At 69.5% G+C, this 11,949-nt stretch carries 8 protein-coding genes; 2 read left to right on the top strand and 6 right to left on the bottom strand.

The features are described 5' to 3' along the window. Positions 1-73: 73 nt before the first annotated feature. Positions 74-586, bottom strand: a complete 513-nt coding sequence (gene nrdR, locus ACWGKJ_RS17405; protein ID WP_385021537.1) for a transcriptional regulator NrdR — start codon at positions 584-586, stop codon at positions 74-76. 561 nt (positions 587-1,147) lie between these two features. On the opposite strand from nrdR, the gene lexA reads away from it, so the two are divergent. Beyond that, a complete protein-coding gene (gene lexA, locus ACWGKJ_RS17400; protein WP_385021540.1) occupies positions 1,148-1,939 on the top strand; it encodes a transcriptional repressor LexA in 792 nt (263 codons plus the stop codon). 126 nt (positions 1,940-2,065) lie between these two features. Here lexA and ACWGKJ_RS17395 read toward each other — a convergent pair whose 3' ends face one another. The 5 genes from ACWGKJ_RS17395 to ACWGKJ_RS17375 are packed head-to-tail and all read right to left on the bottom strand — an operon-like array spanning position 2,066 to position 10,316. Beyond that, positions 2,066-4,042: an ATP-dependent DNA helicase gene (locus ACWGKJ_RS17395; RefSeq protein WP_385021543.1), complete on the bottom strand. Its 1,977-nt coding sequence runs from the start codon at positions 4,040-4,042 to the stop codon at positions 2,066-2,068. Positions 4,043-4,080: 38 nt separating this feature from the next. Next, positions 4,081-6,030 (bottom strand): IucA/IucC family protein, encoded by a 1,950-nt coding sequence (locus tag ACWGKJ_RS17390; RefSeq protein WP_385021546.1) that lies wholly within the window; start codon positions 6,028-6,030, stop codon positions 4,081-4,083. Positions 6,031-6,065: 35 nt separating this feature from the next. Further along, positions 6,066-6,794 carry a GNAT family N-acetyltransferase gene (locus tag ACWGKJ_RS17385; RefSeq protein ID WP_385021548.1) on the bottom strand — a complete coding sequence of 243 codons (729 nt, stop codon included), beginning with the start codon at positions 6,792-6,794 and terminating at the stop codon, positions 6,066-6,068. A gap of 38 nt (positions 6,795-6,832) precedes the next feature. Then, entirely contained in the window at positions 6,833-8,776 is a 1,944-nt protein-coding gene (locus ACWGKJ_RS17380; protein WP_385021551.1) for an IucA/IucC family protein, read from the bottom strand. A gap of 43 nt (positions 8,777-8,819) precedes the next feature. Beyond that, positions 8,820-10,316 (bottom strand): aminotransferase class III-fold pyridoxal phosphate-dependent enzyme, encoded by a 1,497-nt coding sequence (locus ACWGKJ_RS17375; protein WP_385021554.1) that lies wholly within the window; start codon positions 10,314-10,316, stop codon positions 8,820-8,822. A 316-nt stretch (positions 10,317-10,632) separates the two neighbouring features. Between ACWGKJ_RS17375 and ACWGKJ_RS17370 the strand changes: the two genes are divergently transcribed. Continuing rightward, positions 10,633-11,853, top strand: a complete 1,221-nt coding sequence (locus ACWGKJ_RS17370; protein WP_385021557.1) for a trypsin-like serine peptidase — start codon at positions 10,633-10,635, stop codon at positions 11,851-11,853. The last annotated feature ends 96 nt before the right edge of the window (positions 11,854-11,949 follow it).

Below are 11,949 nucleotides of genomic sequence, written 5' to 3'. Positions count from 1 at the left end.
GGCACTATGTCTGTCTGATGCCCGTGGCGCAGGAAGCACCTCAGGCAGGTCTCTGTCCGCCGGCCCCGGAGGGTCAGTCGGTGGCAGTGGCGGGCACGGGGACCGCGGGGGTCCCTCCGCACTCGCATTCCACTGCGGGGGGCTGCGCGTCGCGGAGTTCCGCGATGGCGGCCTCGAAGTCTTCGAGCGAGTTGAAAGCCCGGTAGACGGACGCGAAGCGCAGATACGCGACCAGGTCGAGTTCCTGCAAGGGGCCGAGTATGGCCAGCCCGACGTCGTGGGTGGTCAGCTCGGCGCCCCCGGTGGCACGCAGCGCCTCTTCGACCTGCTGGCCGAGTTTGGCGAGGGCGTCCTCGGTGACCGGCCGCCCCTGGCACGCCTTCCGCACACCCGAGATGACCTTCGTACGGCTGAACGGTTCCGTGACCCCGCTGCGCTTGATCACCATCAGCGAGGCCGTCTCGACCGTCGTGAAGCGCCGGGAGCAGTCGGGGCACTGGCGGCGCCGGCGGATCGACGTGCCGTCGTCCGTGGTGCGGCTGTCGACGACGCGGCTGTCAGGGTGCCTGCAGAAGGGGCAGTGCATGGTTCCCGACCCTCCTTCGCGGTACGACTGAATAGCCTCGCCGGGGCCGGAACGAGCCCCTCGAAGCAGCCCCAAGCATAGGCGATGACCCGGGACACGAGGGACCAGGGACCACAACTTCTGGGTGGCTGTTTCAATCCAACCACTAGATCTGGGGTTCAGCGCCACCTTCACGGCAGAGCGTGTCGCACCCGCACGCCGGGGCCGCCCGGCTCGGAAGAGGGTACGGGAAGCGGGTCGGCGACCGGATGCGGGCCCACCCGGCACCCGTCGGCGGGTGGCGCGCGGCGACGGCCCGGCGGCAGGCGGGGAAGGGGCAATGACAGACGGGCACCACCCGGCGCGACGCGGCCGTCCGCCCCCGCAGCACGGGATGCCGACAGCGGACGGTACCGTAATCGACCGAATTGCCTTTCGGCTACAGCCGCGCTCTTACACCCCTCACTGCGCTCATGTGAAGGTTATTTCGTTTTTTCACTCGAACGTGTGTTTGGCGCAACCTTTCGAAAGCCACTACCGTTGTCCAACTAGGGAGAGAACATCTCGAGAGGGGCCGACGACGTGACCACGACCGCAGACACCGCCACCATCACCGCCCAGGACCGTTCGCAGAACCGACTCGAGCCGGGGCATGCCATGACCGACGCAGCTACGGGCCCCGAGGGGCTGCCCCCACGACCCGCACGCTCGCTGCCCGGCCGGCCTCCGGGCATCCGGGCGGACAGCTCCGGGCTCACGGACCGGCAGCGACGGGTGATCGAAGTGATCAGGGACTCGGTACAGCGCCGTGGATACCCGCCCTCCATGCGTGAGATCGGCCAGGCGGTGGGGCTGTCCAGCACCTCGTCCGTCGCCCATCAGCTGATGGCCCTGGAACGCAAGGGGTTCCTGCGGCGGGACCCGCACCGCCCGCGGGCGTACGAGGTCAGGGGCTCCGACCAGCCCAGCACCCAGACCACCGACACCACGGGCAAGCCCGCCGCTTCCTATGTGCCGCTGGTCGGCCGGATCGCCGCCGGTGGGCCGATCCTGGCCGAGGAGTCCGTCGAGGACGTCTTCCCGCTCCCCCGGCAGCTGGTCGGCGACGGTGAGCTCTTCGTCCTGAAGGTCGTGGGCGACTCCATGATCGAAGCCGCGATCTGTGACGGCGACTGGGTCACGGTGCGCCGCCAGCCCGTCGCGGAGAACGGCGACATCGTGGCAGCCATGCTGGAGGGCGAGGCCACGGTCAAGCGCTTCAAGCGCGAGGACGGACATGTGTGGCTGCTGCCGCACAACGCCGCCTACCAGCCGATCCCCGGTGACGAAGCCACCATCCTCGGCAAGGTGGTGGCTGTGCTCCGACGCGTGTGAACACCGCGTCGGCCCTGAACAGGGCTCCGGAACTCACTGCGCCGGTTCCGGGGCCCTGCCTTTTTTCTGGCTTGTCTCCGGCCAGTCTCTGGCTTGTCTTTGGCCTGCCTCTGGCTTTCCTCTGGGCTACTTTCCGGTTTCCTTTTCCTTGGCCACTGCGTCGATCGCGGCGAGTGACCGGCGGACCTGGTTACGGTCCGTGGTGAACCAGAAATCGGGCAGCGAGGCCCGCAGATAGCTCCCGTACCGTGCGGTGGCCAGCCGGGGATCCAGCACGGCGACGACACCCCGGTCCCCCATGGCCCTGACCAGTCGGCCGGCACCCTGCGCCATCAGCAGAGCGGCATGAGTGGCGGCAACAGCCATGAATCCATTGCCGCCCCCTTCCTCGACCGCTTTCTGCCGGGCGCTCATCAGCGGATCGTCGGGCCGGGGAAACGGGATCCGGTCCATCACCACGAGCTGACAGCTGGATCCCGGAACATCGACTCCCTGCCAGAGCGACAGTGTCCCGAAGAGACAGGTCTCGGGATCTGCAGCGAAATTCTTGATCAGCTCACCGAGCGTCTCCTCACCCTGGAGCAGCACCCGCCTGTCCTGCCTGCCGCGCAGCTCCTCCGCAGCCGCTTGGGCGGCCCTCATCGAGGAGAAGAGACCGAGCGTGCGCCCACCCGCCGCATCGACCAGTTCGGCGAGCTCGTCCAGCATGTCCGAGCGGGATCCCTCCCGGCCCGGGGCGGAGAGGTGTTTGGCGACATACAGGATGCCTTGCTTGGCGTAGTCGAACGGTGACCCGACATCCAGGCCCTTCCACCGCGGGACGTCCTCCCCCTCGGTGCCCTCGGGTGAGAGTCCGAGTGAGGCACCGACTCCGTTGAAATCACCGCCGATTCTGAGCGTCGCGGAGGTGAGAACGACGGAGCGGTCGGCGAAGAGTTTCTCCCGGAGCAGTCCCGAAACGGAGAGCGGCGCGACCCGCACGGAAGCCCCGAATCGGTCATGCCTCTCGTACCAGACGACGTCGTACTCGGAGCCGAGCGTGATCCGCTCGGCCACGTCGTGGATGGACTCGACGGACGCAAGAGCCTGTTTCCGTACGACGTCCTCGTCCTGCACCGACTTGTCCCTGGTGGCACCGATGGCCGAGATCACCGTCCGGGCCGCGTCACGCAGGGACATCAGCGCATATCCGAGGTCCTCGGGGATCTCTTCGAGCCGACCGGGGAGCGCCAGCTCCATGACCCGTTCGAAGGTCTCGGAGGCAGTCTGGAGTGAGTCCGCCGCCTTCTCGTTGACGAGCTTCGCCGCACGCCGCACCGCCCGGTTGACCTGGCCCGGGGTGAGCTCGCCCGTCGCGACACCGGTGACCCGGGAAACCAGCTCATGGGCCTCGTCCACGATCAGCACCTCGTGCTGCGGGAGCACGGGTGCGCCCTCGATGGCGTCGATCGCGAGCAGGGCGTGGTTGGTCACGACGACGTCAGCCAGTTTGGCCCGCTCGCGGGCCGCCTCGGCGAAGCACTCTGCCCCGTAGGCGCATTTGCTGGCCCCCAGGCACTCCCGGGAGGACACGGAGATCTGGGCCCAGGCACGGTCGGAGACGCCCGGGGTGAGATCGTCCCGGTCGCCCGTCTCCGTCTCGTCGGCCCAGTCCCGCATACGCAGCAGGTCCTGGCCGAGCCTGCTGGTGGGGGCGGCCGCCTCGAACTGGTCGAACAGCCCCTCCTCCTCTTCCTGCGGTACGCCCTCGTGGAGGCGGTGCAGACAGAGGTAGTTGGACCGCCCTTTCAGCATGGCGAACTGAGGGCGTCGCCGCAGCAACGGGTGCAGGGCTTCGACCGTACGCGGGAGATCGCGCTCCACGAGCTGCCGCTGGAGGGCGAGCGTCGCGGTGGCCACCACGACGCGCTCCCCATGGGCCAGCGCGGGGACCAGGTACCCCAGTGACTTTCCGGTACCGGTGCCGGCCTGGACCAGCAGGTGGGCGTTGTCGTCGACGGCTTCGGCAACGGCCTCGGCCATGGTGACCTGGCCGGGCCGCTCCGTACCGCCCACAGCGGTGACAGCGGCGTGCAGGAGCTCGGGGAGGGAGGGCTTCGTCATAGCGGGACCACCCTACGGGGCAGCACTGACAATCGGGGTCACACCTCGTGCAGGGGGTTGGCGACCGTCCCGTGCACAGCGGCGTGCGGCCGGTTCGGGCGGTCGCGGTAGCCGTCGAGGTGGAGCCGGTTGCGGTTGAGACAGAGCCGGTCGATCCGCGGGGTGAGCAGGTCGAACGTCTCGTAGCGCTCTTTGAGCTCGGGGAAACGGGCCTGGTGGCGGAGGATCTCGGCGCGTACCAGTCGCCAGAAATCAGCCTCCGGGACCCCTAGTTGATCTTCACAGAGAGGGGCGAGGTAGCGGAAGACGCCGACGAAGAGTCCGGAGTGGATGAACTGCGTGAGGAAGGCCGGCTCCTCGGTCAGCAACACGTCACGTACGTCGTCGGGCATCGAATCGTGCTCCGGCAGTGACTCGGCGCTGACGTTGACGTCGTCGACGAAGTCCTTGATCGCGAGCCGCACCGGCACATCGTGGTCGTCGAAGACGACGATGGCGTTCTCGCCGTGCGGGGAGAACACCGTGCCGTAGCGGTAGAGGAAGTGCAGCAGCGGGGGGAGCAGCGCGGCGAAGAGCCGTCCGAGCCAGGCGGTGGGCGCGAGTCCCGATCGGGCGACCAGCTCCGCTGTGAAGGAGCGCCCCTGGTGGTCGGTGAGCAGCAGGGAGGCGAGCGTACGGGCCCCCTCTCCGGCGGCCAGCTGTACGCCGAGCGGTTCGCGCCAGATGGCGCCCAGGAGTTCCCGGTACTGGTACGGGACTTCGGGCAGCTGGTCGTAGAGGGGGTGCTCGACCGCGACGGAGGCGACTTCGCCGAGCAGGATGACGCCGCACTCGTCCCGCAGGAACGCATCGCCGTCCCGCAGCCCCTGGACCCAGGCGGTGACGGCCGGTGCGGCGAGGGTGCGCTCGGTGGGGAGGCCGCGCCAGACCAGGGTGTTGAGGATGGACAGCGGCAGCTTCACGGTGTGCCGCTCAGGGTGTTCGACGTTGAGGAAGGTACGGATGGACTGCTGCGGCAGGCGTGGATCGGCGTCGGCGTGCAGCGGGACGATCTGTCCGTGGGCGATGGCCGGCGCGTAGAGCGGCAGGATCACCTCGTCCCACTGCCAGGGGTGCACGGGGAGGTAGAGATAGCCGTCCGGATCGAGCCCGCGGGCCCTTAACTCCGCCGCGAAGGAAGACCGGACGGCGGAGTCCAGCTCGCGGCGGTAGAGCCGGTCGGGCGTCGCCAGGCCGGTGACACCCCGGTACTGGGCGAGCTCCGCGCTGACGGCGATCCAAGGCAGCCGGGCGGGCCGGCGGGACTCGGGGGTCCAGCGGGCGGCGTCGGCGGCGGAGAATCCGATCCGGCCCTTGTTCAGCACGAGCCAGGGGTGGCCGGTCTGATGGCCTTCCAGCTGCGCGTAGTCGAGTGCGGCCAGTTCGGCGGCGGTGAGCGCGGTGTGCTCGATACGGGCGTCGGCAGCGAGAGTGGTGGTGAGCTCGCGGACCAGGTGCCCGAGAGTCGCCCCGTCCAGTGCGAGGAGCCTGCGGGCGAGGACGAGGAAGCGGAGCGGGTCTCCGAACGGTTCGCCCTGGAGCGCGATGGTGGCCGGGCCGACATGCCAGTGCCCGTATGCGCCACGCCGGGCCTGGAAGGTCAGCGGCAGGTCGTCGTCGAGCGTGAGCGTGAAGCGGCCGCCTCCCCGCCCCACCGGCTCGATGATCTCTTCGTAGGCGAATTCACCAAGCATCTTGGCGAGAAGACGGCGGGCCGCATGGTCCCAGTCCTCGGGGTTCAGCTCGGCGGGGGCGAGCAGCGCCGGTTCTGCATCGGAGTCGAAGCCAGCAGACGGGTTCAGCACGGGGACTCCTCGGGGTGGAACCGATTCGGGTCGGGCGGTGTATGAAAAGCAGCAGGTGGTCAGGGGCGGGGGTGCAGGAACGGGAGTGCAGGAACGCGGGTGCAGGAACAGGGGTGCGGCGACGGGGTGCCGCCGCAGGGGCATGAGGATTTGCCATCAAGAGAGTTGAGAGGAGGTGTTCACATGAGGTCGCGGAATGCGCGGTCGCGGATCATCAGGGCCGCGCGCTTGTCGGGAAGATCGACTTCAGCTGAATAGCGGAAGCCGGCTCCGAGAAAGGCCGATACGGAAGGGGTATTGCGCAGATCGGGCTCCGCGATGACGCGGGGGCAGAGGGGCCGGTTGTCCAGTACGAGGTCGGAGACGGCGCGCAGCAGGGTGGTGCCGGTGCCGCGCCCCCTGTCGGCGACGCCGCCGATCAGGAGGTGCAGGCCGGTGTCGTGGGGACGGGCCGGGTAGTGGCGGGCAAGCGGGTCCAGGTCGGCGCGGTAGATCTCCCAGTAGCTCATCGGGGTGCCTTGGAGTACACCGAGGCAGGGGACGCTCCGGCCGTCACCGCCGAGTTGGGGGCGCAGATGGGCCCGGGTCACGGACTCGGGGCCCGACAGCTCCCAGAAGGCGGCGACGGCAGGGTCGTTCATCCAGTGGCTGAGGAGGGAGAGGTCGCGTTCGATGTCCACGGGTACGAGTTGGAACACACCGACGGAGGTGGAGACGGGCTTCCAGGCGCCGGGGCTGTCCAGCAGGCCGCCCCCGGGGTGCCCGGGGGCGGCGGGCCACGGTTCCCCGGTGCGCAGCAGGGACAGCAGATCCTCGGACAACTGCAGATCAAGGGTGTCCTCGGACTCCTCGTCGGTCCGGGCGGCAGGCTCTGTCCCGGTCTGGGCGCTCGCATCCGTGGAGGGCACGGCCACGCTCCTCATTCTCTGCTCAGGTATCGGTCGGGTCATGCCCCAGTGGGGTGAAGGGGGTTGGTGAGGCGGACATAGACGGACTGGGTGTCGACCGGGCCGACGAGTTCGTCGAGTCCGTGGAGTCGGGTCAGCAGATTGGCCTTGGTACGCAGGACGGGGGTGTCCAGGAGTTGTGCGGGCAAGGGGGAACCGAGGGCCGTGGCCCGGTTGAGGAACTGCCGGAAGGCTGCGATCAACAGCGTCTCGTCGGCGAGCCGCTGGGCGCCGAAGGCGCCAATCAGTCCGAAGACGTTGTTGATGACGAGGTAGTAGGCGAAGCGTTCGTCGGTGACATCGTCGGCGACGAAGGTGTCGCTGACGGCTCCGACGCCGGGGATGCGCTTCTCCAGTGCGGTGCGGTGGGACTCCCGGAAGTAGTAGCCCTGGTTGTCGCGGTAGCGGCCGCCGACGGGCCAGCCCCCGGGGCCGAGGAGGACGATGGTGTTCTGCTGGTGAGCTTCGAGTGCGATGCCCGCGGTGCCGTCCAGCCACAGCACTGGGCGCACGACATGGTCGAGATAGCGCAGAAACCACTCGGTGGCCACAGCTCCGGTCGGCCGCCCGGTCCTGGCAGCGAGAGCGGTCACGATGTCGGCGAGACGCGAACGCATGGCACCGCCGCCGGGGCGGGGATGGACCGCCGTGAGGCCGGCGAGGCAGACGGCGTCGTCACTGGCGCCGAACGGATTGTGGCGCAGGACGACATCAAAGCCGGGCAGTGGTTCACCGTCCGGGGTGTTCACGGCCAGCCAGGCCGGATCACGGACGATGTCGAATCCGGGGTGCGCCACCTGCCAGGCGGCGCCGAGGCCGCTGCGGAGGATTCTGTGGACCTCCACACCGCGGTGGAGTTCCTTGCGGAGGTTCTCCCGGCGGGAGTTGGTGATCCGGACCCCCAGCGAGAGTTTGAGCATCGCGTCACTGCCCGGCCGGTGAACGGTGCGTACGGAGGAGGTGGGATACCAGCGGTCGCCGTGCGGGCCGAGGTCATGCAGCAGCCCCGCTTCGAGAAGGGAAGCCACTGCGGGGCGGTGGGCCAGGTCGCGTGCCTGCCACGGGTGGAGCGGCAGCAGAACCGTGTTGTCGGGGTGCTGTACGGCGCCCGCGAGGCGGGCGGTGAGCCGGTCGGCGGAGAGCGTGCGTCCCCCTTCCGTCCATGCCGAGTCCTGCGCGAGTACGGAGCGGTCGACAGCCATCCAGTGCAACGGGAAGGAGCCGTGCAACTCAGGCGAGAACTGACGGAATTCGGCGTCCGAGAGCCCCTCACGGCTCTTCGGTGTGGGGTGCAGCGGGTGACCGAGCAGAAGGGACTGCTCGCCCGTCAGGAAGGGGTCCGCCTCGCTGGACGGTTCCGGGCTGCGACGGCGCTCCGTGATGAAGGCGGCGGTCCTGTGGACCGAGTCGGCGACCCTGCCGACCAGCTCGGTGCTGTCGCTCTGACCGGCTTCCCTGCCGAGCAGGGCGGCGACGGTGACGGCATCGGCGCGTGGTGCGCCGATCGATCCTCCTTCGAGCACCGGTTTACCGAACCGGTGCCAGCCGGTGGCCGACCAGTACAGGACGGGAACCAGCAGCGCGATACCGCTGGCGTTCAGTGGGATACGGAGGGTGAGCCCGGCGGGTGCCGACAGGTTGGTCTCCCGCACCCAGCAGCGGAGCAGGTTCTCGACGGCTGCGGCTTCGGCGGCCGTGTGGGGGTCCGATGCGTCGACTGGGTCGTCGAAATGGCCGAGTGCCGGGTGGCCGCCCGGGGTCCGGTCCGCCGTCATCTGGCGTGGCACGGTCTCGGGACCGGCCGAGAGAGAGCCTGTCGACACCGGGCCGGCGGTGAGGGAGTCGGCCCGGACGGGGCGGGCCGGGGGCGGACCCGCCTTACGGCTGCCGGGGATGGCGGAGTCTCCGGTCTCGGGGGCGTCAGGGTCGGGTGTGGGGTTCACGGGGTGCTTCCTTGCGCAGCCGGGGAAATGGGGGGAGGTGGCTTCAGTGCGGGCGGCGGGCCCGGCGACGGACGCGGGTCGCGTGTTCTGCGGCAGACAGGGCATCGGCCAGCCGGTCCAGAACCGCGTCCGCCTGTTCGTCGGTGAGATTGAGCGGAGGCAGCAGACGGACCACGTCGGCATGGTGACCGCCGAGTCCGACAATGAGCCCCCTGGCCAGGCACTCCCGCTGCACGGCAGCCGCGAGCACGGGGGCGGCGGACGAGGGGAGGACGGCATCGGGCCACCCGGCTTCCACGGGGGGCGCGACGGTCGCGGCGTTCGCGGGGGGTGCGACGGTCCCGGCGTCCGCGGCGTGCCTGGCGTCCACGGGTGCGAGGGTCTGGGCGGTGCCCGCGGCTTCGGCTGCTTCCGGGTCGACGAGCTCCAGGCCGATCATCAGGCCCCGGCCCCGGACGTCGCCGATGACGGGGTGGTCGGCGGCCAGGTCCCGCAGTCGGCCCATCATTCGGGCGCCCAGGTCGGCCGCACGTTCGGCGAGCCGGTTCTCGCGGACATGGGCGAGCGTGGCGGCGCCGGCGGCCATGGCGAGCTGGTTGCCGCGGAAAGTACCGGCGCGGGCTCCGGGCCCCCCGCAGTCCAGTTCCGACCGGTAGACGATGACAGCGAGAGGGAGGGAACCACCGATGGCCTTGGACATCACCATCACGTCGGGCACGATGCCGCTGTGCTCGACGGCCCAGAAGGCACCGGTCCGGCCGACGCCGGTCTGCACCTCGTCGGCGATGAGCGGAATGGACCGGTCAGCAGTGATCTTCCGGATACGGCGCATCCAGCGGTCCGGGCCGGGGATCACCCCGCCCTCGCCCTGCACCGGTTCGAGGATCATCCCGGCCGGCGGGGCCACCCCGCTCCCGGGGCCGTCGAGAAGGCTTTCGGTCCAGTCACCGGCCAGCTCCGCACCACGGGCGCCGCCGACGCCGAACGGGCAGCGGTGGTCCCGTGGATACGGCAGCCGTGTCACCCGTACGTCGTGGGCGCCGCCGGACAGCGGCGACGCACCGGCCGCGTTGCCGTGGCAGACACCGGCGAACGAGAGGATCCCGCTGCGGCCGGTGGCGGTTCGGACGAGGGCGAGAGCTGCTTCGACCGCGTCGGTACCGGTCGGCCCGCAGAACCGCACCCGGGCTCGATCCGCGAAGGAGCGCGGCAGCGTCTCGAACAGCTCCCTGGTGAAGGCGTCCTGGACCGGCGTGGAGAGATCCAGGACGTGCAGGGGCGCACCCGAGGCGATCACCTTCTTGATCGCTTCGAGGACCACCGGGTGGTTGTGTCCGAGTGCCAGGGCCCCCGCCCCGGACAGGCAGTCGAGGTAGCGCCGTCCGTCCGCGCCCTCGATGGTGAGCCCACGCGCGCGTACCGGCACGATCGGCAGCGACCGGGCGTAGGTACGGGCCGCCGATTCCCGCAGCGGCTGCCGGCGCAGGGACCCCCGGTGCGCTGTCGTCACCGCCGACGGTGCGGTCTCGGTCACGGCCACTGCTGTTGGTCCTCCCGCTGTACGGATCGGCTGTAGCGCCGCTCGCCCCACCACCGACGCCCGGGTGCCGAACGCAGCCCAAAGGCCCCCAGCCGTACCAACGACGAAGTCACCCTGGAATCACGGGTAAGTCGGAAGATCCTTGCGGTGGCGGAACCACAGCCCTGCCTCATGCCGTCCACATCGGCACCGGCATAGTGGGGCCCGCGCTGCGGTCCCGGTCGGTTCCACAGTGCCGAGATCCGTTGTTCCGAAGTCCTCGTTCCGAAGTCCTTGTTCCGAAGTCCTGTTCCAAAGCCCCAGGGGGAATCACCACATGCGACCGCTACGCCCGATTTCAGCCGAACGCCGCGGGAAGCGCGCATCCCGGCGAACCCTTCCCGCCGTGACCGCGGTTGGTCTCACGGCGGTGCTCGCACTGGCCGTGACCGCCTGCGGCCCCGGTGACGACAACGCCGATGCCAAACCGGCCGCCAGTACGTCGTCGGCCCCGGACGGCAAGGTCGTCATACCGGACAACGTCAAGGGTGTGCTGAAGAAGCACGGCTTCGACCTGGACAAGTGGAAGCACGGCGAGTGGAAGAACTGGGACAGGGACAAGTGGCTGCGTGAGGCGCAGGACTTCGTCAACCCGGTCATCTCCGGGCTCTGGGACCCGTCCAGGATGCGGCACGCGTCCAAGCCCCCGGAGAAGCCCGTCGACAACGACATCTCCGGTGACAAGGGGGTGACCGACCCGACACCGGCGCCGGTGACCGCGCAGGGGGTGAACGCCCCGTACCACCAGAGCGTCCCGGAGGCCGGCAAGGTCTTCTTCGACAGCCCCGAAGGGTCGATGGTCTGCTCGGCGACGGTCGTGGAGGACCCCGCGCACCCCGGGAAGTCCAACCTGGTATGGACGGCGGGCCACTGTGTGCATGCGGGGAAGAAGGGCGGCTGGTACCGGAACATCGCCTTTGTCCCCTCGTACAACAACAGCGGTAAGTCCGCGGCCCAGTTGCAGAACGCCCAGAAGGACGAAGTCGCTCCGTACGGTGTCTTCTGGGCGGACTGGGCCCAGACCTCCGAGCAGTGGATCGACAACGGCGGTCCCACCGGTGGCCAGGGCGCCCCGTACGACTTCGCGGTCCTGCACGTCACTCCGGAGAAGGGAAGCACCAAGTCTCTTGAGGAGACGGTCGGAGGCGCACTCCCGGTGAACTTCAACGCACCGGCTGTGCCGCAAATTTCAGGGCTGACGGCGACCGGCTACCCCGCGGCGCCGCCTTTCGACGGCCAGAAGCTGTTCCAGTGCTCCGACCGTCCGGGACGTCTTTCGCTCTCCGCTGCCGATCCGACGATGTACCGCGTCGGCTGCACCATGACCGGCGGGTCGTCGGGCGGCGGCTGGATCGCCAAGGGCGCCGACGGCAAGCCCGCGCTGGTGTCCAACACCTCCATCGGCCCGGTGACCGCGGGCTGGCTTGCCGGTCCGCGCCTCGGCAAAGTCGCCAAGGGCGTCTATGACTCGGTCAGCAAGAAGTACGCGGGCCAGTAGACGGGTAGGCAGGCAGACCGCCAACCGGCAAAAAGGCAGAGGCCGAGGGCCTGTCCTCTCTGCGGAGAGAGGACAGGCCCTCGGCCTCTGGGTTGG

The sequence above is a fragment of the Streptomyces sp. NPDC054757 genome (assembly GCF_053612185.1).
This window is presented reverse-complemented; position numbering and strand designations above follow the sequence as displayed.

Coding starts and splice junctions, on each gene's coding strand:
- nrdR (WP_385021537.1), bottom strand. CDS start 586: ATGCACTGCCCCTTCTGCAGGCACCCTGACAGCCGCGTCGTCGACAGC.
- ACWGKJ_RS17395 (WP_385021543.1), bottom strand. CDS start 4,042: ATGACGAAGCCCTCCCTCCCCGAGCTCCTGCACGCCGCTGTCACCGCT.
- ACWGKJ_RS17390 (WP_385021546.1), bottom strand. CDS start 6,030: ATGCCCCTGCGGCGGCACCCCGTCGCCGCACCCCTGTTCCTGCACCCG.
- ACWGKJ_RS17370 (WP_385021557.1), top strand. CDS start 10,633: ATGCGACCGCTACGCCCGATTTCAGCCGAACGCCGCGGGAAGCGCGCA.